The following is a 24,038-nucleotide window of genomic DNA, read 5'->3' as shown; positions in this document are numbered from 1 at the left end:
GAGCTCGCGGCAAAAATGCGTAGCAATTTTGCGCTGAAGCGACGAAGCAATCCGGAGAACCACCGGGGAAGATTCTGGATTGCTTCGCTTCCGCCTTCGCTCTTCGAGCTTCGGCGGACAGGGCGCTCGCAATGACGGCGATGACAACAATAGGGAAGGAAGGCAACGTGGTGAATAAAGTCAAAGAGATCTGGAAGTCGGGCAAGGCCGTCGTCAATGCGTGGCTCGCGATTCCTTCCGGCTTCTCGGCCGAGGTGATCGCGCAATGCGGCTTCGACAGCGTCACTGTCGACATGCAGCATGGCGTGCAGGACTATCTGTCGATGGTGCAGTGTTTCCAGTCGATGGGCAAGCATCCCGTGACGCCGATGGTGCGCGTGCCCTGGAACGAACCTGGCATCATCGGCAAGGTGCTCGATGGCGGCGCCTATGGCGTGATCTGCCCGATGGTCAACACGCCGCAGGAAGCCAGGAACCTCGTCTCCTATTCGAAATATCCGCCGAAGGGCGTGCGCTCGAACGGGCCGATCCGCGCCGGCATGTACGGCACTGCGGGCACCTATCAGAAGACGGCCAATGACGAGATCGTGCTGTTGCCGATGATGGAGACAAGGACGGCGGTCGAGAACATGGAAGCAATCCTCGACGTCGAGGGCCTCGACGGCGTCTATATCGGCCCGTCCGACCTCGGATTCTCCTACGGCCTCGAGCCGAAGCTCGACCGCACCGAGCCTGAGATCCTCGCGATCTACGAGAAGATCATTAGGGAATGTGGCAAGCGCGGCCTCAACGTGGGCATCCATTGCAGCGGCGCGGAAGGTGCCGCGCGCGCCATCAACATGGGGTTCAAGCTGGTGACGCTGTCGAACGAGGTTGGTCTGATGTCGACCTACGCTAAGATGCAGGTGAACCAGACCCGGAAGGATTCCGGCGGCAAAGCCTAACCGCGGGTGAATGGCGAACAGGGAGTAGCGAATAGCGTTACTTCCTTTTTCCATTGGCCACACACTATTCTCGCTTCCGAAGGAGACACCCTATGACCCCAGCCCCTGTCATCCGCCTGCATCCTGATGATGGCGTGGTGATCGCGCGTGCGAGCCTGCCGCCTGGAACATTGGTGGCTGACGGCGTAACGACCGTCGACCGCATCCCGTCGGGGCACAAGGTCGCGATCAAGCCGATTGCGGTCGGCGAGCCGGTCAAGCGCTACGGCCAGATCATCGGCTTTGCCACCGCGCCGATCACGCCCGGCCAGCACGTGCACACGCAGAATTGCGGCATGGGCGATTTTTCCAAGGACTATGCCTATTGCGCCGACGTCAAGCCGACGCCGAATTTCGATTTACCCGCGACCTTCGAGGGCATCCGCCGTCCCGACGGCCGCGTCGCCACGCGCAACTATATCGGCATCCTCACCTCGGTGAATTGCAGCGCGCATGTCGCAGGCCTCGTCGCCGACGTCTTCAAGAAGAATCCCTTCACCGGTGAAAATCCGCTGTCCGAATTCCCCAACGTCGATGGTGTCGTCGCGCTGACGCACAAGACCGGCTGCGGCATGACGCAGAACGAGCCGTTGACGCTGCTCCGCCGTACGCTCGGCGGTTACGCGCGGCACGTCAATTTCTCCCACGTGATCGTGCTGGGCCTTGGCTGCGAGGTGAACCAGATCGGCGGGCTGATGGAGGAGCAGAAGCTCGCAGGTCGCCTGCGGGCGATGGACATCCAGGAGGTCGGGGGCACCCGCAAGACGGTCGAGGCCGGCGTTGCCTTCGTGCGCGAGGCGCTCGCTGACGCCAACAACGTGAAACGCGAAGCTGTACCGGCGAGCGAGCTGACCGTGGCGCTGCAATGTGGCGGCTCGGACGGCTATTCCGGCGTGTCGGCCAATCCCGCGCTCGGCGCGGCCAGCGATCTCATCGTGCGTCACGGTGGCACCGTGATCCTGTCGGAGACCCCGGAGACCTACGGTGCCGAACATCTGCTCACGCGCCGCGCGGTCAGCCGCGAAGTCGGCGAAAAGCTCGTCGATCTCATGCGCTGGTGGGAAGAGTATACCGAGCGCGAAGGCGCCGAGATGAATGCCAATCCGAGCCCCGGCAACAAGGCCGGCGGCCTCACCACGATCCTCGAAAAATCGCTCGGTGCGATGGCCAAGGCCGGCACCACCAATCTCGTCGACGTGCTTCGCTATGCCGAGCCGGTGACGAAGAAAGGCTTTGTATTCATGGACACGCCCGGCTACGACCCGGTTGCTGCGACCGGCCAGGTCGCCGGCGGCGCCAATCTCGTCTGCTTCACGACGGGCCGCGGCAGTGTGTTCGGCTGCAAGCCCGCGCCGTCGATCAAGCTTGCGACCAATACGCCCATGTACAAGCGCATGGAAGAGGACATGGACGTCAATTGCGGCACCATCCTCGAAGGCTCCGAGACGGTCGAGCAGTGCGGCCAGCGCATCTTCGATCTGATCCTGAAGACGGCCTCGGGCCAGCCGACCAAGAGCGAGAGCTTCGACTTCGGCGGCGCAGAGTTTGCGCCCTGGGTGATCGGCGCCACGATGTGAGACGGGTGAATGGCGAGTAGAGAGTGGCGTCACTGCCTTCGCCAAGTCACCTCTCGCCTGTGCCGTAGGCACGCGCTGCCCGTTGTTAGTGCTTGATCGCGATGACGTCAGGTGTTCTGCTCAAAAAAGCTGCTGGAGCACCGCATCCGTGTCGATCTACGTCGCACTACACCACGTCACGCACTACAAATACGACCGTCCGATCGATCTCGGCCCGCAGACCGTCCGCTTGCGGCCGGCGCCGCATACGCGGACGCCGGTCCTGAGCTATTCGCTCAAGGTCACCCCGCCCAATCATTTCGTGAACTGGCAGCAGGATCCGCAAGGCAACTGGCTGGCGCGCTACGTTTTTCCGGAGAAGACGACGGAGCTGAAGATCGAGGTCGATTTCACGGCGCAGATGACGGTGGTCAACCCGTTCGACTTCTTCGTCGAGCCCTATGCCGACAGCTTTCCCTTTCAATACCCCAGAGATCTGAGGACCGAGCTCGCGCCCTATCTCGAGACCATCACGCCGGGGCCGCTGTTTGCCGAATATCTTGCGTCGATCCCGCGTGACGCGAGCAACACCGTCAACTTCCTGGTCGAGCTCAATCGCAAGCTCCAGGAGCGGGTGCGCTACATCATCCGCATGGAGCCGGGCGTGCAGACCCCGGAGGAGACGCTCACATCCTGCGCCGGCTCCTGCCGCGACTCCGCCTGGCTCCTGATCCAGACGCTGCGCCATCTCGGCCTCGCGGCGCGCTTCGTCTCCGGCTACCTCATCCAGATCCGTCCCGACATCGATCCGATCGAGGGGCCGCCCGAGGTCGAGAAGGATTTTACCGACCTGCACGCCTGGGCAGAGGTTTATCTGCCCGGTGCCGGCTGGATCGGCTTCGACGCAACGTCCGGCATGCTGGCGGGCGAGGGGCACATCCCCGTGGCCGCGACGCCGCACTATCGCTCGGCGGCACCGATCTCCGGCAGCGCCGGCTTTGCCGAGGTCGAGTTCGCCTTCGACATGAGCGTCAGGCGCATCCGCGAAGCGCCGCGCATCACAAAGCCCTTCTCCGACGAAGCCTGGGCGCGGCTCAATGAGCTCGGCGAGCAGGTCGACGGCGACCTCGCCGCGCAAGACGTACGGCTCACCATGGGCGGCGAGCCGACCTTCGTCTCCGTCGACGATCTCGAAGCCCCGGAGTGGAACACCGAGGCCGTCGGTCCCACCAAGCGTGCGCTTGCCGATGACCTGATCCGGCGCCTGCGCGCGCGCTTTGCGCCAGGTGGCCTGCTGCACTACGGCCAGGGCAAATGGTATCCGGGCGAGAGCCTGCCCCGCTGGGCCTTTGGTCTGTATTGGCGCAAGGACGGCGTCCCGATCTGGAAAAATGCCGACCTGATCGCGAAGATCGAGACTCCCCGCCGCGCCGAGGTCAAGGACGCCGAGGCCTTCATGGAGGGTACGGCTGCGCGGCTCGGGCTCGACCCCGGCTACATCATGCCGGCTTACGAGGATCCCGCCTACTGGCTGCAGAAGGAGGCCGATCTTCCCGCCAATGTCGATCCCTCAGACTCCAAGCTGTCCGATCCGGAAGCGCGTGCGCGCATGGCGCGGGTGTTCGACCAGGGCCTCGGCACGCCGCGCGGCTTCGTGCTGCCGGTGCAGCGCTGGAATGCGCCGCCGCGCTGGCGCAGCGAACGTTGGGGTCTGCGGCGCAGCCATTTGTTCCTGACGCCCGGCGACTCGCCCTTGGGGCTGCGGCTGCCGATGGGCTCGCTCGGCTACGTCCCGCCCAATCAATATCCTTACATCATCGAGCAGGACCCTATGGAGGTGCGCAAGCAGCTGCCGGTATTCAGCCGCATGCCGCGGCCGCCATCGCCGCCGCGCGTTGCACCTGAATATCTCAACACCACAATCCCTGTACGCACCGCGATGGCGGTCGAAATCCGTGATGGCGTGCTCTGCGCCTTCATGCCGCCGGTCGAGCGGATCGAGGATTATCTCGAGCTGATCGCCGCGCTCGAAGCCACAGCCGAGGAGATGCAGCTGCCGGTCCATGTCGAAGGCTATCCGCCGCCGTTCGATCCGCGCATCGACGTCATCAAGGTGACGCCCGATCCCGGCGTGATCGAGATCAACATCCAGCCGGCGAAAAGCTGGCGCGAGGCGGTCGATATCACGTCCGGTCTTTATGAGGACGCCGCCAAGGTGCGGCTTGGCGCCAACCGCTTCCTGGTCGATGGTCGTCACACCGGCACCGGCGGCGGCAATCACGTCGTGGTCGGCGGCTCGAGCCCGCAGGACTCGCCGTTCCTGCGCCGGCCCGATCTGCTGAAGAGCCTGGTCCTGTACTGGCAGCGCCATCCCTCGCTATCCTACTTCTTCTCCGGCTTGTTCATCGGCCCGACCAGCCAGGCGCCGCGCATCGACGAGGCGCGCCATGACAGCATTTACGAGCTCGAGATTGCGCTCTCGCACGTGCCGCCGCCGGGCTACCAGACGCCGCTGTGGCTGGTGGACCGTCTGTTCCGGCATCTGCTCGTCGATATCACCGGTAACACCCATCGCGCCGAGATCTGCATCGACAAGCTCTATTCGCCGGAAGGTCCGACGGGGCGGCTCGGCCTGGTCGAATTCCGCGCGCTCGAGATGCCGCCCGATCCGCGCATGTCGCTGGCGCAGCAACTCCTGGTCCGCGCGCTGATCGCCAAGCTCTGGCGCGAGCCGCAAGCCGGCAAGTTCGTGCGCTGGGGTACCGCGCTGCATGATCGCTTCATGCTGCCTCACTTCATCTGGGAAGACTTCGTTGACGTGCTTTCTGAGTTGAAGCAATCGGGCTATCCCTTTGAGCCGGAATGGTATCTGGCCCAGCTCGAATTCCGTTTCCCCGCCTTTGGCCGCGTCCATCATGGCGGCGTGACGCTGGAATTGCGCCAGGCGCTGGAGCCCTGGCATGTGCTCGGCGAAGAAGGCTCAGCCGGCGGCACCGTTCGCTATGTTGATAGCTCGGTCGAGCGACTTCAGGTGAAAGCTGAGGGCTTCATCGAGGGCCGGCACGTCGTGACCTGCAACGGCCGCCGCCTGCCGATGACCCCGACCGGTCGTTCCGCCGAGGCCGTCGCCGGCGTCCGCTTCAAGGCCTGGCAGCCGGCCTCCGGCCTGCACCCGACCATCCCGGTCCACGCGCCCCTGACATTCGACCTCATCGACACCTGGAACGGCCGCTCGCTCGGCGGCTGCGTCTATCACGTCGCCCATCCCGGGGGGCGCAACTACGACACCAAGCCGGTCAACACCTACGAGGCCGAGGCGCGGCGGCTGGCGCGCTTCCAGGACCACGGCCATACGCCGGGCCCCAGCCAGCCGCCCCCAGAGGAGCGCACAATTGAGTTTCCGCTGACCCTCGACTTACGCACGCCGCTCCTGCATTGAGTATGCGGGTATGGCAAGGAGAGGCGCATGGGCGAGGGCGCAACCGAGGGGACTGGTCAGGTGGGCAGCGGACGCCCCGGCCAGCGCCGTCTCGCACAATGGGTCCGCGACTATAACCGGCTGCCCGGCATTCCAGACGAATTCCTCGGCCCGGACGGCGCCCCGCGCGCGGTCTGGAGCCGGTTCTTCGATGCCTTCGGGGCGCTGGCGACCGACGAGATCGAACGCCGCTTCGCCATGGCCGACCGCCATTTGCGCGAGGCTGGCGTCACCTATCGCGCCCCTGGCGACAGCGCCGACCGGCCCTGGTCGCTCAGCCATCTGCCGCTCCTGATCGACGAGGCCGACTGGCAGCAGCTCTCCGCCGGCATCAAGCAGCGCGCCCAGCTTTTCGAGCTTGTGCTGCGGGACATCTATGGTGAGGGCCGGCTGGTTGCCGAAGGGGCGCTGCCGGCCGCGGCGATTGCCGGCAGTCCCGAATACCTGCGCCCGGTCTGCGGCGTGCCCCCACCCGGCGGGCGTTACCTGTCGATCTATGCCGCCGATGTCGGCCGTGGGCCCGACGGCCGCTGGTGGGTGCTCGGTGACCGCACGCAGGCGCCGTCCGGCGCGGGCTATGCGCTGGAGAATCGGCTGGTGCTCTCGCGCGCCTTTTCCGATCTCTACAAGTCGATGAACGTGCCGCGCGTGGCGCCGTTCTTCGAGGCGTTTCGGGACTCACTTCGCGCCAGCGCCGATCGTGACGAGCCGCGCATCGGCGTGCTGACGCCCGGCAGCTTCAGCGAGACCTATTTCGAGCACGCCACGCTGGCGCGTTATCTCGGCTTCCTGCTGGTCGAGGGTGACGATCTGGCGGTCAGCGACAACCGCGTTCACATCCGTACCGTCGCAGGTCTCAAGCGGCTCGACGTGCTCCTGCGCCGGGTCGATTCGAATTCGCTCGATCCGCTCGAGCTCGACGCGGCCTCGCGGTTAGGTGTGCCCGGGCTGATCGACGTGCTGCGCAAGGACGGTGTCGTCGTCGCCAACATGCCGGGCTCCGGTGTCCTTGAAGCGAGGGCGCTGCTCGGCTTCCTGCCCGCGCTGAGTCGCCGCCTGCTCGGCGAAGAGCTGAAGATGCCGCATATCGCGACCTGGTGGTGCGGCCAGCGCGCGGCGCGCGACGAGGTCTTGGCGCGGCTCGACGAGATCGCGATCGAAGGTGCCTATCGGCGCGGTGTTCCCGGATTCGAGAGCAACGGCCCGGTGCTCGCAGGCGAGCTCGACGCAAGCGGCCGCCAGCGCCTCACCGACGCCATCGCTGCGCGCGGCATGGACTATGTCGGCCAGGAGGTGGTTCGGCTCTCCACAATGCCGGTCTGGGAGCAGGGGCAGCTCACCCCGCGCCCCTTCGTGCTGCGCGTGTTCGCGGCCGCTACGGCCGACGGCTGGACCATTATGCCCGGCGGCTTCTGCCGGATCGCCGAGCAGCCCGATGCCCGGGCGGTGTCGATGGGCGACGGCGCGCGAGCGGCCGACGTCTGGGTCGTCTCCGAGCAGCAGGTCTCGGCGGCGACACTGTTGCCCGCGACCGACAAGGTACGGATCCGCCGTATCGCCGGCGTACTGCCGAGCCGTGCCGCCGACAATCTGTTCTGGCTTGGCCGCTATCTCGAACGCGCCGAGGCCACGCTGCGGCTGGTGCGCGCCCTTGGCTCGCCGAGCGGGCCCAACAAGGGCACCTCGGCCACGATGCAGTCGGCCGAGCGCATCCAGCGCCTGCTGGTGGCTTGGGGCGCGATCTCGCAGACTTCGCGCGCCGCGCCTGGACGCATCGTGGCCGAAGCGCTGCAGAGCGCAGAACGCTTCGGCTCGGCGCTGTCGCTGGTGCGCGCGGCGCAGCGCACGGCGACCTCCTTGCGCGAGCGGCTGTCGCCCGATGCCTGGCAGGTCATCACCGAGATGGCCGAGCGGCTCGCCTACGAGGTCGAGGATGACGACAGCGTGCTCAGCGCCGCCGAGCTGACTTTGCAGGAGCTTGCAAGTTTCGCGGGCCTTGCGCAGGAGAACATGAACCGTGCCGCTGGCTGGCGCTTCCTCGATATTGGTCGCCGGGCCGAGCGCGCCATCAACACCACGCGCTTCGCGCGGCAGTTCGCCTATGACGAGGCCAGTGACGAAGACCTCGATATCCTGTTGACGCTGGTCGATTGCCAGATCACGTACCGCTCGCGCTATCTGCTGGCGCCACTGCTCGCACCCGTGCGCGACCTCGCGATGCTCGATACCTACAATCCTCGCTCGGTTGCCTTCCAGGTCGCGACGCTAAACGAGCACATCGCGGCGCTGCCAAGCCTGAGGGAGTACGGTTTGATCGAGAAGCCGCAGCGGCTCGCGGTCGCTGTGCAGGCAATGCTCGCCACGGCGGAGGCCGAGAAGCTCGAGGTCAAGACGCTGTTCTCGCTGGAGCAGGATCTGCTCAACCTTGCCGAGGCGATCGGGCTGCACTACTTCCCGCATGGCCCCAACGCCAGCCGGCCGGAAAAGCTGACGGGGCTGGCGTGATCTACGACATCCGTCACGTCACGACCTATTCCTACGAGAGTCCGGTCAGCTTCGCCCGCTGCACGCTGCGGCTCGAGCCGAAGAGCGGCGAAGGGCAGGAGCTGATCTCGCACAACGTCGAAATCAGGCCGCGGCCTGCGGACCGCCATGCCCGGCGCGATTTCTTCGGCACGCTGACCGAGAGCGTCGTGATCGAGGCGGCCCATCGAAATTTGCGCATTGATTCCCGTTCTCGCGTATCGGTGTCGCGAAATCCGCCGCCGCGCGATGCCTTCAGTCCGCCCTGGGAAACCATCCGCGACATCGCTTTCGAGGCGACGAGCCTCGGGCCGTCGTCGCCGGTCGGCTACGTCTTTGCGAGCCCGCTGGTGCCGGTGCTGCGTCCCGTCAGCGCCTTTGCGGCGATGAGCTTTGCGCCTGGCGCGGGCATCCTCGCCGGCGCCGTCGATCTGATGCATCGCATTCGCACCGAGTTTCGCTACGATCCCAAGGCGACTGTGATCTCGACGCCGCTCAACGAGGTCTTCGACAAGCGCCACGGCGTCTGCCAGGACTTTGCCCATGTGATGATCGCAGGGCTGCGCGGGCTCGGGCTGCCCGCCGCCTATGTCAGCGGTTACTTGCGCACCATCCCGCCGCCCGGCCAGCCGCGCCTGCAAGGCGCCGATGCCACACACGCATGGGTCTCGCTGTGGTGCGGGCTTGAACTCGGCTGGGTCGGGCTCGATCCGACCAACGATCTCCTGGTCGCCAACGATCATATCGTGCTCGCGGTTGGCCGAGACTTCTCCGACGTCTCGCCGGTCGACGGCATCATCGTCGGGTCGCCAAAGCAGAAGCTCGGCGTCGCCGTGGACGTACTGCTGGTGGAGTAGGGCGCCTCGGCAGACGTTCAGCTAAGGACGGGAAGACCGTCGCGCAACGTAAATCTTTTCTCCGCAATGTCATCGGAGATTTGGTCAGCGACGGCCAGATGGGCTATGCTGCCCCGGGGGCGAGGAGATCGAGGCGTCAGGAGTTGGCGTGGGGACACCACCGAGGACGGGGCTGCATCCATGATGACGTTACCGAGGCTGGCGGCAGATTCCTTGGAGAAAATATTGGGCTCGTTCATGCGTCGCCGGTTCGACGAGTCCTCTGCAAGAATCATCGAGGGTGCGACCCGCACGGCGATGGAATGCATCGGCAACAGCGATGCCCTCTATCACAATATCGAGCACACGATGCTCGTGACACTGGCGGGTCATGCCATCCTCAGTGGCCGATATCTCCATACCCATTCGTTGGCGGAGGATTTCGTCCACGTCCTGATCGCCTGCCTCGCCCATGACATCGGCTATGTGCGCGGCCTCTTCGAGGAAGATGACCAAGACGGTTTCCTGATCGACGACACCGGCACCAAGATCGCGCTGCCGCGGGGCGCATCCGATGCCAGCCTGATGATGTATCACGTCGACCGATCGAAGCTATATGTGATGCGGCGGCTGCAACATATTCCGGGGCTCGATCCCGAACGTATCGCCCGCGCCATCGAGGGCACGCGGTTTCCGGCTCGGGACCGCCAGGACTACGACACCGACGCCTCGATCCTGCGCGCTGCCGATTTCATCGGCCAGCTCGGCGATCCTAATTACCTGCGCAAGGCCAATGCGCTCTACTACGAGTTCGAGGAGGTCGGCATCAACCGCCAGCTCGGCTATGACTCGCCCGCTGACATCGTGCACCGCTATCCGCAATTCTATTGGGACAGCGTCGCCCCGCATATCCAGACTGAGATCGGCTATCTCAACAAGACCGACCTCGGACGGCAATGGATCGCCAACCTCTACAGCAACGTGTTTCGTGCCGAGCGCGACATCTCGCTGTCGGGGCCGCAGAAGTAGCGGGGTCTGTAGCCGGCAAGGAGCGGGGCGCTCGCCGCCGCGAATCCCGGATTGCGCGGAGCCTGCCAATCGGGGCGGCGCTTTGCGCCGACCCGTTGGCTCCTTCCGGGCACCGCAGATGGATGAAAGGGTTATCTTACGAATGCAACCGAAAACAGTAACTGCCGGCGCCCTCGACATCGCCTATCTCGAATTCGGCGCGCCGGACGGCTGGCTATGCATCATGGGCCATGGTTTTCCCTACGACGTCCACGCCTATGCGGAGGCCGCGCCGCTGATCGCGAAATCCGGCGCCCGGGTGCTGGTGCCGTGGCTGCGCGGCTATGGCGGGACGCGTTTTCTGTCCGATAAGACGTTGCGTTCGGGCGAGCAGGCGGCGCTCGGCGCTGACCTCCTGGCCTTCATGGATGCTTTGAAGATCGAACGTGCGCTGGTCGGCGGTTATGACTGGGGTGGGCGCGCGGCCTGCGTGGTCTCGGCGCTCTATCCGGAGCGGGTCGTTGGGCTGGTCTCCGGCAATTCCTATAACATCCAGAACATCGCGCGGTCGATGGAGCCGGCTTCGCCGCCGGAGGAGGCCGCGTTCTGGTATCAATATCTCTTCCACAACGAGCGTGGCCGCCGCGCGCTCGAGCGCAACCGGCGCGGCTTTGCCCGCCACCTCTGGTCGATGTGGTCGCCGACCTGGGCGTTTGATGACGCAACGTTCGACAGAAGCGCTGCCGCGTTCGACAATCCGGACTTCGTTGACGTCGTAATCCACTCCTACCGCCATCGCTATGCGCTGGTCGAAGGCGATCCCGCCTATGCGGCAATCGAGGCAAAGCTTGCGGCGCAGCCGCCGATTCGTGTGCCGACGATCGCGATCGACGGAGATCAAGACGGCGTCATTCATGACACCGCCCATCACGCAAGCAAGTTCGAGGGTTTTTTCGAACGGCGCGTATTCAACGGGGCAGGTCACAATCTGCCGCAGGAGCGGCCCGCCGAATGGGCGCAAGCCGTGCTCGACCTTCGCAAGGCCGCAAACAGCTAGGCTTGGTTCCGAACCGTCCTGAATCTTCCTCCTTCCGGGAACCTTTTTCCGCTGCAGCCGTCCAAGCTTGGTACCGCAATGCATTGTTGCGGCTGGTCAGGGGAGGAGTTTCACATGGAACGACAGGCGCGACGGCTGGAACGCGTTGCACACGCGCAAGCGCCGACGGGCATGCCAAGCCAGGCGGAGGTCGAGGACGCCGTGCGTACCATGATCCGCTGGGCAGGCGATGATCCCGCACGCGACGGGCTGCGCGAGACGCCGGACCGGGTGGCACGCGCGTTCCGGGAATTTTTCTCCGGCTACACGCAGGACCCGACCGAAATCCTGCAAAAGACTTTTGAGGAGATCGAGGGTTATGACGAGATGATCGTGCTGCGTGGCGTTCGCTTCGAGAGCCATTGCGAGCACCACATGGCGCCGATCGTCGGGCGTGCCTGGGTGGCCTACATCCCGGAGGGACGCGTCGTCGGCATTTCCAAGCTCGCGCGGGTGGTCGACATCTATGCCAAGCGCCTCCAGATCCAGGAAAAGATGACGGCGCAGATCGCCAACTCGATCAATGACGTGCTCAAGCCACAAGGCGTCGGCGTGATCATCAAGGCGACGCATCACTGCATGACCACGCGCGGCGCCCACAAGCCGGGCACCGATCTCGTGACCAGCCGGATGCTCGGCGTGTTTCGTGACAACGCGTTGACGCGACAGGAGCTGCTTGGCCTCGCCAACTCCGACGATTGAAACCCAAAGCCATGGGAGACGGCGCATGAGCGATGAGAAGAAGCCGAGCGGACCCGATCTGAGCAAGGGCGTGAACCTCGCTGATTTCAAGGACGGCAAGCTGCTCGGCCATGTCGGTGACGAGGACGTTCTTCTGGTGCAACTCGGCGCCGAGGTCGCGGCGATCGAGCCGGCTTGCACGCACTATCATGGTCCGCTCGCCGAAGGGCTCGTAGTCGACGACACCATCCGATGTCCCTGGCATCACGCCTGCTTCTCGCTGCGCACCGGCGAGGCGGTCGCAGCGCCCGCGCTGAATCCGCTGGCGGTTTGGGAGGTCGAACGCGAGAAGAACAAGATCGTCGTGCGCCGCAAGCGCGAGGCGCCACCACAGGCCGCGCCACACCGCTCGGCGCCGACGCCGGACCGGTTCGTCATCGTTGGTGGCGGCGCGGCGGGATTTGCGGCGGCTGAAATGCTCCGCCGCGAAGGATTTGCCGGCAGCATCACCATGCTCAGCAACGACAGTGCCTTGCCCGTCGACCGGCCAAACCTGTCCAAGGACTATCTGGCAGGCAATGCGCCGGAAGATTGGCTGCCGCTGCGGCCGGAGGACTATTACCCAGACGCAGGCATCGATCTCAGGCTCGACACCTCCGTCGCCGCGCTCGATGCGAAACAGCGCCAGGTGACGTTGGGCAACGGCGACAAGGTGCCCTTCGACCGCCTGCTGCTGGCGACCGGCGCGGAGCCCGTGAAGTTGAAAATTCCAGGTAGCGAGCAGGCGCATGTCCATACCCTGCGATCGGTCGCCGACAGCCGTGCCATCATCACGGCGGCCGGCCGCGCCAAACGCGCGTTGGTGATCGGGGCGAGCTTCATTGGCCTCGAGGTCGCCGCCTCCTTGCGTGCGCGCAAGCTCGAGGTTCATGTGGTCGCACCAGAGGAGCGGCCGATGGAGCGCATCCTCGGAGCCGAGATGGGCGATTTCGTCCGCGCGCTTCATGAAGAGAACGGCGTTCGTTTCCACCTCAAGGACACCGTGGAGAAGCTCGACGGCCACCGCGCGCACCTGAAAAGTGGTGGCGTGATCGAGGCGGACCTCGTGGTGGTCGGCATCGGCGTCAAGCCACGCCTCGAACTGGCCGAGCGGGCTGGGCTTGCGATCGATCGCGGCGTGATGGTCGATGCTTACCTCGAAACCAGCGCGCCCGGCATCTTTGCGGCCGGCGACATCGCGCGCTGGCCGGATCCGCATTCGCAAGCCAACATCCGTGTCGAACACTGGGTGGTTGCCGAGCGGCAGGGGCAGGCCGCGGCGCGCAACATGCTGGGCCGGCGCGAACGCTACGACGCCGTTCCGTTCTTCTGGAGCCAGCACTATGACGTCCCGATCAACTATGTCGGCCACGCCGAAGGCTGGGATGACATCACGATCGACGGCAGCATCCCGGGCAAGGACTGTCTGCTCCGGTACCGGAAAGGCGGCCGCGTGCTGGCGGTCGCTTCAATTTATCGCGATCTCGACAGCCTGGAGGCCGAGCTCGACATGGAGCGGTCGCGCGCGTGAGGTGGGCTTTGCGGTCTTGACCTGAATCAATGGCGGCGCTGACGATGGCTGGTCTTCTGGCTGTCGCCCCCGCTGGGCCCGTGCTATCCTGACGTGTGCCGTGGGGGTTCGCATGTAGGAGTGGCCGTCATGACAACTGCTTCGGATATGTCTCACAGTCTAGGCTTGGGCTCCGGAATCGCGGCGTTGCGCCCGAAATGGGGCTGGATCGTCGCGCTCGGCGTCGTCTACCTCATTGCCGGCTTCATTGCACTCGGCAGCGTGGTGATGGCGACGGTGGCGAGCGTGCTCGTGGTCGGCGCGATGATGATCGTGGCCGGCGTGACCGAAGTCATTGGCGCGTTCCAAATGAAGAGCTGGGGCAAGTTCCTGATCTGGGCGCTGCTCGGCGTGCTCTACGTCATCGCGGGCTTTCTGACCTTCGAGAACCCGCTGTTTGCCGCGGTGCTGTTGACCCTGTTCCTCGGTGCCTCGCTGATCGCGTCCGGCGTCGTCAGGCTGTTTCTCGCCTTCAGCATGAAGCGGGAGAGCCCCTGGATCTGGGTCGCGCTCTCGGCCGTCATCACGCTGTTGCTCGGCCTGCTGATCCTGGCGCGCTGGCCGGTCAACAGCGTCTACATCCTCGGCCTGTTCCTCGGCATCGACCTGATCTTTGCCGGCACGGGCTGGCTGAGCCTCGGCTTCAGCCTGCGGCGCAGCACTTAAGGCGAGGGCTGATTTTAGTCGCGGTTTGACCGCGCCATGGTCCCGCGCGGTCGAATGGGAGTGCTTCATGCGTTGGGTCTATCTCGCCATCATCATCCTGTTCGCGGTTGCGATCGTGGTGTTCGCCGCGCAGAATTTCGAGACCGTGACGATCTCGTTCGTCAGGGTGAACCTCAGCCTGCCGCTCGCTCTGCTCGCAGTCGTCGTCTATCTGCTGGGGGCTGCGACGGGCGGAAGTCTGTTCGCGCTTTTGCGGCGGTCCTACAAGGGCTCCTGGCGCGGCGCCGAATGACGTGCGCCAGCCGCAGGCGGTGCGGGCGAAGGGGCTAGCTCGCCTTGGCGGTGTGGCGCTCAGCGGGTCCCGAGCGCAAATTCTGGAAGAACTTTTCCACCTCGCGCGACAGCGTTTCGGCCGTCGCGGTCAGGCTGCTCGCCGCAGTCAGCACGGAGGTTGCTGCCGTGTCCGTCTCGCCGATGGCGTCGCGGAGCGAGGTGATGTTGGCGACCAGCGTCTCGTTGCCTTGTGCAGCGGACTGCGCGTTGGCGGAGATTTCGCGGGTGGCGGAGTCCTGCTGGCCGATGGCACCTGCGATGGCCGAGGTGACGTCGTTGATCTCGCGCACCGCGCCGCCGATCTCGCGCACGGCCTCGACCGCGGTGCGGGTCGAGGACTGGATCATGCCGACGTTCTCACTGATCTCGGCGGTGGCCTTCGCCGTCTGCCCGGCAAGCGCCTTGACCTCATGGGCGACGACGGCAAAGCCGCGGCCGGCATCGCCGGCGCGCGCCGCCTCGATGGTGGCGTTGAGCGCCAGCAAATTGGTCTGTTCGGCGATCGCCTGGATCAGATTGAGCACGCCGTCGATGCGCTGCGTGGCGGCAGCCAGGCTCTCGATCTCGGAGATCGATTTCTCGGTGCGCTGGCCGGTCTGCTCGACGGCGCTCGCCGATTGCCGCACCTGACGGCCGATCTCCTCGACGGATGCCGACAGCTCTTCCGCCGCTCCCGCCACCGCCGTGACGTTCTGCGAGGCCTGCTCGGTGGCGCTCGCCGCCGTGCCGGCGCGCGCGTTGGCATCCGCGGTGACGCGGGTGATGGTCTGCGCCGTCTCGCGCATCGCCGACGCACTGTCGGCAAGGCCCCGCATGACCGCGCCGATCGCTTCGCGGAAGGCCTCGACCGAGGTCTCGATATGGCGGGTGCGCTCGTCGCGTGCGGCGGAGTCGTGCGAGACCTGCGAGGCCAGTTTGCGGTTGCGGTCCATCGCTTCCTGGAAGATCCGGATCGCGCGTGCCAGCGCGCCGATCTCGTCGGCGCGCTCGGTATGCGGCACCACGACGTTCTCTTCGCCGTCGGCGACCTGCTTGATGGTCGCGGTGATCGTCGAGAGCGGACGGGCGATCGAGCGCGCGATGATGACGATGCCGATCACGACGAGCGCCAGCGCGACGCCGCCGAGGCACGTCAGCACGAAGGAAAGTGTGCGATTGGTCTCGGTCTCCTCCGTAATCTGCTTGGCGCGCTCGGCATAGACCTTCGACAGCGCCTCGAGATCCTTGTTCAGCGCCGAACGGACGCTGCGGTTGGCGTCGTTGTCGCCCCATTCGCGGCCCGCGGCAGGACTGACCTCGTTGGCGCGCCGCACCAGCTCCTTTCGGAACTCGACGAACTGCTCGATGCGCTTCTTGAAGGTCGCGAACTGCTCGGAATCGTCGGCCTTGACGATGGTCTCCCAGCGCCTGACCACCTCGAGGATCTGCGCGTTGAACTTGAGAAGGCCCTCGCCGAATTTCTTCACCACCGCCGGGTCGGTCGACATGTAGACGCCGCGGGATTCCATCACCACGGCGTAGACCAGCGAGTTGACGCGCTCGACGTTCAGCGCCGCCGCATTCGCGGTCTCGATCGCGATCGTGAGCTCGGCGCTGCGGCGGCTGTTGTAGTCCGACAGCACCGCGATCCCTGCAGTGAGCAGCGCGAACAGCGCAAAGATCGAATAGAGCCTGATGGCAAGCGTGAAGCGGCCTGCCGGGCCGGCGGCATTCCCAGTTCGGTCAGTTGTCATGGCTTTCCAGGGGTCCGATTGGCCTTTTACGTGCGGCCGGTGAGCGCGGACGGTAAAATTGATACAAAACTATGCAGAATGAAGGTGGATGCATCGTTAACACGCCAGGGTAGCACCTCAGACCCTTGGTCGTGGAAAATATAAGGAATATCAGTCTCTTGGTGGGGCTTTCGGTTTTCGCCAAGGCGCCTTCCGGGATTGGCATGCCATGCTGCGAAGATGAGCGTGCGCCAGCGCCGCGAGACACGTACACCTCGGAGCTGGATTGGTTCTGCCTCGGCCATTGGCCGACTGACGCAGGAGGGACGTTTGGTCTACCGCCATACCATCGATGCGACGGGCTATGTTTTCGCCGATCTGCGCGACCTCCTGGCCAAGGCAACCCCGCCGCGCTCGGGCGACCGGCTGGCCGGAATCGCGGCCGGCAGCGCCGAAGAGATGATCGCGGCGCGGATGGCGCTCGCCGACGTTCCGCTCAGCCAATTCCTCCAGGAGGCAGTGATCCCCTATGAGGCCGACGAGGTCACGCGCCTCGTCATCGATACGCACGATGCAAAGGCCTTCGCGCCGGTGGCCGCGCTGACCGTCGGCGGCTTCCGCGACTGGCTGTTGTCGGACGCCGCGACGACGGAAGGTTTGCGAAAGCTGTCCCGCGGCATCACGCCGGAGATGGCGGCGGCGGTGTCGAAGCTGATGCGCAACCAGGATCTGATCCTGGGGGCGCGCAAATGTGAGGTGATCACGTCGTTCCGCAACACCATCGGGTGCAAGGGGCGGATGAGCACGCGGCTCCAGCCCAACCATCCCCTCGACGACGCCAAGGGCATCACCGCCTCGATCCTCGACGGCATCCTGCTCGGCGCGGGCGATGCCTGCATCGGCATCAACCCGGCGAGCGACGACCCCGCGACCATCGGCCGGTTGCTGCGGTTGCTGGACGAGATCATCGCGCGGCTCAACATCCCGACCCAGGGCTGTGTGCTCACCCATGTGACCACGACGCTATCGCTGATCGGGCAGGGCGTGCCGGTCGACCTCGTGTTCCAGTCGGTCGCCGGGACTGAGGCTGCCAACCGCAGCTTCGGCATCGATCTCGCTTTGCTACTGGAAGCGAACGAGGCCGGGTTGTCGCTGGGGCGCGGCACGGTCGGGCAGAACGTGATGTATTTCGAGACCGGCCAGGGCTCGGCACTCTCGGCCAACGCCCACCACGGCGTCGACCAACAGACCTGCGAGGCGCGCGCCTATGCGGTCGCCCGCGCCTATCAACCCCTGCTGGTCAACAGCGTGGTCGGCTTCATCGGCCCGGAATATCTCTATGACGGCAAGGAGATCATCCGCGCCGGGCTCGAGGATCATTTCTGCGGCAAGCTGCTCGGCCTGCCGCTCGGGGTCGACATCTGCTACACCAACCATGCCGAGGCGGACCAGGACGACATGGACAATCTCCTGACGCTGCTCGCTGCTGCCGGCGTCACCTTCATCATGGGGGTGCCGGGCGCCGACGACGTCATGCTGAATTATCAGTCGACCTCCTTCCACGATGCGCTCTATATCCGCGACGTCTTCGGCCTGCACCGTGCGCCGGAGTTCGACGACTGGCTGGCGAAGAGCGGGATCGTAGGTGCTGATTTCCGACTTGCTCGCGATGCGGGGCTGCTACCCGATTTTGCCTCACGCCTGATTGCCTGAAGCCGGGGGGAATTTCGCGGGATCCCCGGACAATCAGCGTGAACCGAGGAAACCATTGCTGCGTCTCATGAATTAGGCCCATGCCACAATATTGAGGAATTTCGGGCCCAGCGTTAGGTTATGTGTCTCTGTGTCTATTCTGCTGTTTGTAGAAGGTCGTTGGGGGAAGTTCGATGCGCGCTGAAAGCAACGGAACGGTCCGGCACATTCTCTGCGTCTTTCCGCGCTACACATCATCTTTCGGCACATTCGAACACGCCTATCCCCTGACCGATGGCGTCAAGGCCTTCATGCCGCCGCAGGGGCTACTCCTGATCAGCGCCTATCTGCCGAAGGAATGGCAGGTCAAATTCGTCGACGAGAACCTGCGTCCGACGACGAAGGAAGAGTTCGAATGGGCGGAAGCGGTTTTCGTCAGCGGCATGCACATCCAGCGCCAGCAGATGAACGACATCTGCCGCCGCGCCCATGAGTACGATCTGCCGGTCGCGCTCGGCGGCCCCTCGGTCAGCGCCTGTCCGGACTACTATCCGTCCTTCGACTATCTCCACGTCGGCGAGCTCGGCGACGCTACCAATGAGCTGATCGCCATCCTGTCGCGCGACACCGCGCGCCCGGCGCAGCAGGTGGTGCTGACCACCAGCGACCGCGTACCGATGACGGAGTTTCCGATCCCCGCCTACGAGCTTGCGGAGGTGAAGAAATATTTTCTCGGCAGCATCCAGTATTCCAGCGGCTGTCCCTATCAGTGTGAGTTCTGCGACATCCCCGGCCTCTACGGGCGCAACCCGCGCATCAAGTCCCCGGGGCAGATCATCGCCGAGCTCGACCGCCTGCGTGAATGCGGCATGACCGACACCGTGTATTTCGTCGACGACAATTTCATCGGCAACCGCAAGGCGGCTATGGACCTGTTGCCGCACCTGATCGAGTGGCAGAAGAAGACCGGCTATGTGATGCGGCTCGCCTGCGAGGCGACACTCAACATCGCCAAACGCCCCGAGATTCTCGAGAAGATGCGCGAGGCCATGTTCATCACCATCTTCTGCGGCATCGAGACGCCCGATCCAGATGCGCTGCACGCGATGCACAAGGACCACAACATGATGGTCCCGATCATGGAGGGCGTGCGCACCATCAATTCCTACGGCATGGAAGTCGTCTCCGGCATCATCATGGGGCTCGACACCGACAAGCCGAGCACCGCCGACGCGCTCATCAAGTTTGTCGAGGAATCCCGGATTCCGCTGCTTACGATCAACCTGTTGCAGGCGCTGCCGAAGACGCCACTGTGGGACAGGCTGGAGCGCGAGGGCCGATTGATCAACGACGAGGGGCGCGATTCCAACGTCAACTTCCTCTTGCCCTATGACGAGGTCGTTGCGTCCTGGAAGCGCTGCATGGAGCTCGCCTACGAGCCCGAGAAGGTCTACGCGCGCTACCAGTATCAATGCGACTACACCTACGACAATCGCATCAAGGTGCCGCTCGCGCCGGAGATGAAGACCTGGCCCAACATCAAGCGTGGCCTGATCATGCTACGCAACATCTTCTGGAAGGTCGGCGTGCTCGGCGACTACAAAGGCGTGTTCTGGAAGTTCGCGCTGGGCCGGATCAGGCGCGGCGATCTCGAAGGCCTGATCGGCTGCACGATAATCGCGCATCATCTCATCACTTTCGCGCGCGCGGCATCGAGCGGCCAGCAGAACGCGTCGAATTACTCGCTGCGGCTGCGCGAGGCGTCCGTTCCCGCCGAATGATGCGACATGTCTAGCCCATCCGTCCCGAGCCGCCCGACCCTGGACCTGCGGATGCTGACACCCGCGCGCGTCGCTCTCGGACGCAGCGGGGCGAGCTTGCCGACCAAACCGCTGCTCGACTTCACGCTCGATCATGCGCGCGCCCGCGACGCCGTCCATGCCGCCTTCGATGCCGAGCGGATGATCGCCGAGGTCGGCGAATTCGGCGTTCCCATCCTTGCGGCGAGGAGCCGCGCCGCCGATCGTGGCGACTATCTGCGGCGGCCGGACCTCGGACGTCAGCTCGAGCCGGCTTGCGCCGATCATCTCGCGGCGCGCGCTGCAGACCCCGGCCGGCTTGCGATCGTGATCGGCGACGGATTGTCTCCGACGGCGGTGCATGCGCATGCAGTCGGGCTGCTGCGCGCGCTGCTGTCGCGCCTCGCTGAACCTGCGCCTGTCGCAATTGGCCAGATCATTGTCGCCTCAGGCGCCCGCGTCGCGCTGGGCGACGAGATCGGTACCATTCTGGGGGCGCGCATGGTCGTGATGCTGATCGGCGAGCGGCCGGGACTGTCGGCCCCCGACAGCCTCGGGGCCTACCTGACCTTTGCGCCCAGGCCCGGCCGTACCGATGCCGAGCGCAACTGCGTCTCCAACATCCATCGGGCCGGTCTCAGCTACAGCGAGGCGGCCAACAAGATAGCCTGGCTGGTCCGTGCGGGCCTGTTGCGTGGGGTCACCGGCGTGGCACTGAAGGACGAGAGCGGCGATCCCCCGGCGCGAATCGGCACAGCGCTGCCGGAATGAGCAATCAAGGGCCGAAATCGCCGCATCTTGATCGATTTTTGTTCCCTCGCACGCGCTTGCGAGGGGGCGTGCCGACCTGCTAAACCCTCGGCGGCGATTTCCCGCGCATTTTCAAAGGGCAAGCCTCCCATCTGTATCGCGTTTTCAAGCCGATATGCGGGGCGCATAAGCTCACCAACCGAGCCGATTTAGGAACTGGACAAGGCATGCTCGAAAAGCACAGCGAGAGTGAGGTTCGTGTCGACAAGGTCGAGCAGGGACCCTCGTCCTCCATCGCTTTTGGACTCGAACGCATCGGATTGGTCGCCGTCCGCGCGCCGGTCCTGTCCTGCCTGATCCTGATCGCGCTGATCGTCGGCGCCGTCTTCGGCATCGAGCGGATCAAGATCGACGATTCGCTGTCGCAGCTGTTCCGCTCCAACACGCGGGAATTCCGCCAGTACGAGGAAGTCACCAAGAAGTTCCCGGCCGAGGAGTTCGACGTCCTCGTCGTCGTCGAGGGCAAGACCCTACTGGCGCGCGACAATCTGATGAAGCTGCGTGACTTCATCACCGACATGCAGCTCGTCGAAGGCACGCGTGGCCTCGTCTCGCTGTTCTCCGCCCGCCAGGCGCCGGCGCCGGGCAAGCTGCCGGCCGCGCTATTCCCGGCCGAGCTGCCAGAGGGCGCCGCCTATGACAAATTCATCGAAACCGTCAAAAGCAACGAGATCATCCGCGGCAAGCTGTTGTCCGAGGACGGCACGCTCGCGCTGATCGTGCTCTCGCTCGACCCGGAGGTGGTCGCCTCCAGCAAGCTCAGCAAGGTCGTTGGCGACATCAGGGCGCTGATGAAGGAGGATCTCGGCGACAGCGGGCTGAGCGTGCAGCTCTCCGGCGTGCCGGTGATGCAGCTCGAGATCCGCAATGCGGTCGAGCGCGACGGCCTGACCTACAACATCCTCGGCATTCTCGCCGGCTGCGTCATCGCCATCGTCTTCTTCCGAAAAATCTCCTTCATGGTGGTGGCGGCGTTCCCGCCGATGATCGCGATCCTGTTGGCGCTCGGCGCGCTCGGCTGGGCCAATTTCAATCTCAACATGTTCCTGAACGTGATGACGCCGCTCATCATGGTCATCAGCTTCTCGGACTCGATGCAGCTCACCTTCGCCGCGCGCGACCGGCTGATCGCAGGCCAGGACAAGTTCACGGCGTTCAAGAACGCGGTGCTGGTGGTTGGGCCTGCCTGCGTGCTGACGCACGGCACCGCCGGCATTTCCTTCATCGCGCTGCAATTCTCCAACTCCGACCTGATCCGCAAGTTCGGTGAGGCGGGCCTCGCCGCCACCATCATCGCGCTCGTCGCGGTGCTGTCGCTGGTGCCGGTGTTCGGCGTGCTGTTCGTGCGCAACGAGAGGATCTTTGCCGTGAAGTTCCAGAGCGCGGATGCCGGCGTCCAGGCGCTGCGCAATTTCTGCTACTGGATCGCGGTGCGCATGGTGGGCCGGCCCGGCCTGTTCAGTCTGATCGCAGTGCTGTTCGTGGGCGGTCTCGGCGTCATTTACGCCAATCTGGAGCCGCGCTATCGTCTTGCGGACCAGGTGCCCGACAAGCGTCAGGCGGTCGCCGCGAGCAACCGGCTCGACGCCAAGCTCACCGGCGCCAATCCGGTCAACGTGCTGATCACGTTCCCCAAGGGGGAGACGCTCTACTCGCCGGAGACCTTGCAGACGATCGCCGACGTGCACGCGACCGTGGAGAAGGCCGCCGGTGTCGGCAATGTCTGGTCGCTCGAAACGCTGCGCCGCTGGCTCGCTGAAAAGGCGGGCAGCACGGATGTCGCAACGCTGAAGGAATATGTGAACGTCATTCCCGAGCATCTGGTGCGACGGTTCATCGACGCCGAGCAGGACGCGGTCGTGGTCGCAGGCCGCGTGCCGGACAAGGATTCCAGCCAGCTCCTGCCCATCGTCGAAAAGCTCGACAACGAGCTCGACGCCGTCCGCAAGAAGCATCCCGGCTACGAGGTTGCGGTGACCGGCCTTGCCGCCATTGCAGCGCGCAACTCGGCCGGCATGATCGAGAAGCTGAACCGCGGGCTCACCGTCGAATTCGCGCTGGTTGCGATCTTCATCGGCCTGGCCTTCCGTTCCTGGGTGGTGATGTTCGCCTGCATCCTGCCGGGTATCTTCCCGGTGGTGATGTCCGGAACGGTGCTATGGGCGATGGGCGAGGGGCTGCAGTTCGCCAGCGTCGTGGCCCTCACCGTCTCGTTCGGCTTGGGTCTTTCCGCGACCATCCATTTCCTCAACCGCCTCAGGCTGGAGAGCAAGCCGGGTGTCGGTTCGGCGCTCGCGGTGGAGCGTGCGACCGTGCTGGTCGGCCCCGCGCTGATCCTGACCACGGTGGTGCTGGCCTGCGGCCTCGTCGTCACCGTGTTCTCTGATCTGCCGTCGCTGCGGCTATTCGGTTGGCTCAGCGCCTTCTCGATGGTGGCGGCGCTGGTTGCCGACCTCTTCATCCTGCGCCCGACGGCGATGTGGCTGATCAACCTGCACGAGAAGCTGCAGGGGGCTGACAAGCGCGCGATCTGAGCGAGGGCGGCTCACGCTGCCTCTTGCTCACGCCTCCTGTATGGATTGAACTTAAAAGTCGTCCTCGCGATACCGCGTTCTGCGAATGGGGTCCATGTTATGGAAAACCCCCGGCTCGCGAGAGCCAGGGGCCATGTTGTTCGGTCAAATCGGCGGGCGAGGCGCTTCAGCTCTTTACCATGGTGATGTTGACGCCGCGGATCTCGCCCTTGGAGCTGATCTGCACCGTCTGCTTGTTGCCGTTGGTGCGCAGCGTCAGGTTGGCGGCAAAACCGTTGGCCTCGACGAACACGTCGATCTGGCCGCCTCCGGCTGTGCCCTGCAGATTGCCGAAAATGTTGCGGCTCGCCTCGCTCCAGTTGCCGGAGATGCGGTCACCCTGGCTCGTCACGTCGCTGGTGAGGTCGAACTTGTAGCTGTCGCTGGCGCAGTGCAGCGCCTGCTTCAGGCCGAGACCGCTGGCCGCGACCTTGTAGTCCGCCTTGCAGCGGATGCGTTCGGTGGACCCGTCGGACAACGCGACCGTGCCAGTGCCGGCCCACGCGCCGTCGAAGCCGGCAAAGGGTCCGGACGACTGAGCGTGGCTCGCCGAAACCGAGAAGAACAGCGCAGCGCCAACGCCAGCCGCCTTGATCGCCAGTCCAGACCGCCCAAAGAATTTCATGTTCGAATATCCCGTTCTCTGAATGACGTTCGCCCTTAACAGAACGTCTCGCCGCATC

Annotated in this window: 17 protein-coding genes; 15 read left to right on the top strand and 2 right to left on the bottom strand. The window is 64.8% G+C overall.

The annotated features are described in order from the left end of the window. Nucleotides 1–167 precede the first annotated feature (167 nt). The 11 genes from QA640_RS29625 (at nucleotide 168) to QA640_RS29575 (ending at nucleotide 14,728) form a co-directional block, all read left to right on the top strand. On the top strand, nucleotides 168–944 hold the full coding sequence (locus tag QA640_RS29625) for an aldolase/citrate lyase family protein (RefSeq protein WP_283036401.1): 777 nt from the start codon (nucleotides 168–170) through the stop codon (nucleotides 942–944). Between the two features lie 92 nt (nucleotides 945–1,036). Beyond that, nucleotides 1,037–2,560 carry an altronate dehydratase family protein gene (locus QA640_RS29620; protein WP_283036400.1) on the top strand — a complete coding sequence of 508 codons (1,524 nt, stop codon included), beginning with the start codon at nucleotides 1,037–1,039 and terminating at the stop codon, nucleotides 2,558–2,560. A 148-nt stretch (nucleotides 2,561–2,708) separates the two neighbouring features. After that, nucleotides 2,709–5,978: a transglutaminase family protein gene (locus QA640_RS29615; protein WP_283036399.1), complete on the top strand. Its 3,270-nt coding sequence runs from the start codon at nucleotides 2,709–2,711 to the stop codon at nucleotides 5,976–5,978. 27 nt (nucleotides 5,979–6,005) lie between these two features. Then, nucleotides 6,006–8,522, top strand: a complete 2,517-nt coding sequence (locus QA640_RS29610) for a circularly permuted type 2 ATP-grasp protein (RefSeq protein ID WP_283036398.1) — start codon at nucleotides 6,006–6,008, stop codon at nucleotides 8,520–8,522. After that, on the top strand, nucleotides 8,519–9,397 hold the full coding sequence (locus QA640_RS29605) for a transglutaminase family protein (RefSeq protein ID WP_283036397.1): 879 nt from the start codon (nucleotides 8,519–8,521) through the stop codon (nucleotides 9,395–9,397). The genes QA640_RS29610 and QA640_RS29605 overlap by 4 nt, the downstream gene beginning before the upstream one ends. Before the next feature lie 180 nt (nucleotides 9,398–9,577). Next, complete coding sequence (locus tag QA640_RS29600) at nucleotides 9,578–10,405, top strand: metal-dependent phosphohydrolase (RefSeq protein WP_283036396.1); 828 nt, start codon at nucleotides 9,578–9,580, stop codon at nucleotides 10,403–10,405. Nucleotides 10,406–10,547: 142 nt separating this feature from the next. After that, nucleotides 10,548–11,441, top strand: a complete 894-nt coding sequence (locus QA640_RS29595; RefSeq protein ID WP_283036395.1) for an alpha/beta hydrolase — start codon at nucleotides 10,548–10,550, stop codon at nucleotides 11,439–11,441. Between the two features lie 114 nt (nucleotides 11,442–11,555). After that, nucleotides 11,556–12,182, top strand: coding sequence for a GTP cyclohydrolase I FolE (gene folE, locus QA640_RS29590; RefSeq protein WP_283036394.1), 627 nt, complete (start codon nucleotides 11,556–11,558; stop codon nucleotides 12,180–12,182). 25 nt (nucleotides 12,183–12,207) lie between these two features. After that, complete coding sequence (locus QA640_RS29585) at nucleotides 12,208–13,731, top strand: FAD-dependent oxidoreductase (RefSeq protein ID WP_283036393.1); 1,524 nt, start codon at nucleotides 12,208–12,210, stop codon at nucleotides 13,729–13,731. Between the two features lie 129 nt (nucleotides 13,732–13,860). Then, nucleotides 13,861–14,436: an HdeD family acid-resistance protein gene (locus QA640_RS29580; RefSeq protein ID WP_283036392.1), complete on the top strand. Its 576-nt coding sequence runs from the start codon at nucleotides 13,861–13,863 to the stop codon at nucleotides 14,434–14,436. A 67-nt stretch (nucleotides 14,437–14,503) separates the two neighbouring features. Beyond that, on the top strand, nucleotides 14,504–14,728 hold the full coding sequence (locus QA640_RS29575) for a hypothetical protein (RefSeq protein WP_283036391.1): 225 nt from the start codon (nucleotides 14,504–14,506) through the stop codon (nucleotides 14,726–14,728). A 34-nt stretch (nucleotides 14,729–14,762) separates the two neighbouring features. Here the strand turns inward: QA640_RS29575 and QA640_RS29570 are convergent, their stop codons facing one another. After that, nucleotides 14,763–16,502, bottom strand: coding sequence for a methyl-accepting chemotaxis protein (locus QA640_RS29570; protein ID WP_283036390.1), 1,740 nt, complete (start codon nucleotides 16,500–16,502; stop codon nucleotides 14,763–14,765). Nucleotides 16,503–16,811: 309 nt separating this feature from the next. Here QA640_RS29570 and QA640_RS29565 point away from each other — a divergent pair, with 309 nt between their 5' ends. From QA640_RS29565 to QA640_RS29550, 4 genes are all read left to right on the top strand, one after another. Next, complete coding sequence (locus QA640_RS29565) at nucleotides 16,812–18,194, top strand: ethanolamine ammonia-lyase subunit EutB (protein ID WP_283036389.1); 1,383 nt, start codon at nucleotides 16,812–16,814, stop codon at nucleotides 18,192–18,194. A gap of 173 nt (nucleotides 18,195–18,367) precedes the next feature. Further along, the gene (locus QA640_RS29560) at nucleotides 18,368–19,954 is read left to right on the top strand and encodes a B12-binding domain-containing radical SAM protein (RefSeq protein WP_283036388.1); all 1,587 of its coding nucleotides are present in this window, start codon (nucleotides 18,368–18,370) and stop codon (nucleotides 19,952–19,954) included. Between the two features lie 6 nt (nucleotides 19,955–19,960). Next, complete coding sequence (eutC, locus tag QA640_RS29555; protein ID WP_283036387.1) at nucleotides 19,961–20,743, top strand: ethanolamine ammonia-lyase subunit EutC; 783 nt, start codon at nucleotides 19,961–19,963, stop codon at nucleotides 20,741–20,743. Nucleotides 20,744–20,949: 206 nt separating this feature from the next. Beyond that, nucleotides 20,950–23,316, top strand: a complete 2,367-nt coding sequence (locus tag QA640_RS29550; protein ID WP_283036386.1) for an MMPL family transporter — start codon at nucleotides 20,950–20,952, stop codon at nucleotides 23,314–23,316. Between the two features lie 166 nt (nucleotides 23,317–23,482). Here the strand turns inward: QA640_RS29550 and QA640_RS29545 are convergent, their stop codons facing one another. Beyond that, a complete protein-coding gene (locus QA640_RS29545; RefSeq protein WP_283036385.1) occupies nucleotides 23,483–23,980 on the bottom strand; it encodes a hypothetical protein in 498 nt (165 codons plus the stop codon). Between the last annotated feature and the right edge of the window lie 58 nt (nucleotides 23,981–24,038).

Source organism: Bradyrhizobium sp. CB82 (assembly GCF_029714405.1).
Lineage (GTDB): Bacteria > Pseudomonadota > Alphaproteobacteria > Rhizobiales > Xanthobacteraceae > Bradyrhizobium.
The sequence above is the reverse complement of the archived record's forward strand: the minus strand, read 5'-3'. Positions and strand labels throughout refer to the sequence as shown.

Coding starts and splice junctions, on each gene's coding strand:
- QA640_RS29620 (WP_283036400.1), top strand. CDS start 1,037: ATGACCCCAGCCCCTGTCATCCGCCTGCATCCTGATGATGGCGTGGTG.
- QA640_RS29610 (WP_283036398.1), top strand. CDS start 6,006: ATGGGCGAGGGCGCAACCGAGGGGACTGGTCAGGTGGGCAGCGGACGC.
- QA640_RS29600 (WP_283036396.1), top strand. CDS start 9,578: ATGATGACGTTACCGAGGCTGGCGGCAGATTCCTTGGAGAAAATATTG.
- QA640_RS29595 (WP_283036395.1), top strand. CDS start 10,548: ATGCAACCGAAAACAGTAACTGCCGGCGCCCTCGACATCGCCTATCTC.
- folE (WP_283036394.1), top strand. CDS start 11,556: ATGGAACGACAGGCGCGACGGCTGGAACGCGTTGCACACGCGCAAGCG.
- QA640_RS29585 (WP_283036393.1), top strand. CDS start 12,208: ATGAGCGATGAGAAGAAGCCGAGCGGACCCGATCTGAGCAAGGGCGTG.
- QA640_RS29580 (WP_283036392.1), top strand. CDS start 13,861: ATGACAACTGCTTCGGATATGTCTCACAGTCTAGGCTTGGGCTCCGGA.
- QA640_RS29575 (WP_283036391.1), top strand. CDS start 14,504: ATGCGTTGGGTCTATCTCGCCATCATCATCCTGTTCGCGGTTGCGATC.
- QA640_RS29570 (WP_283036390.1), bottom strand. CDS start 16,502: ATGACAACTGACCGAACTGGGAATGCCGCCGGCCCGGCAGGCCGCTTC.
- QA640_RS29560 (WP_283036388.1), top strand. CDS start 18,368: ATGCGCGCTGAAAGCAACGGAACGGTCCGGCACATTCTCTGCGTCTTT.
- eutC (WP_283036387.1), top strand. CDS start 19,961: ATGTCTAGCCCATCCGTCCCGAGCCGCCCGACCCTGGACCTGCGGATG.
- QA640_RS29550 (WP_283036386.1), top strand. CDS start 20,950: ATGCTCGAAAAGCACAGCGAGAGTGAGGTTCGTGTCGACAAGGTCGAG.
- QA640_RS29545 (WP_283036385.1), bottom strand. CDS start 23,980: ATGAAATTCTTTGGGCGGTCTGGACTGGCGATCAAGGCGGCTGGCGTT.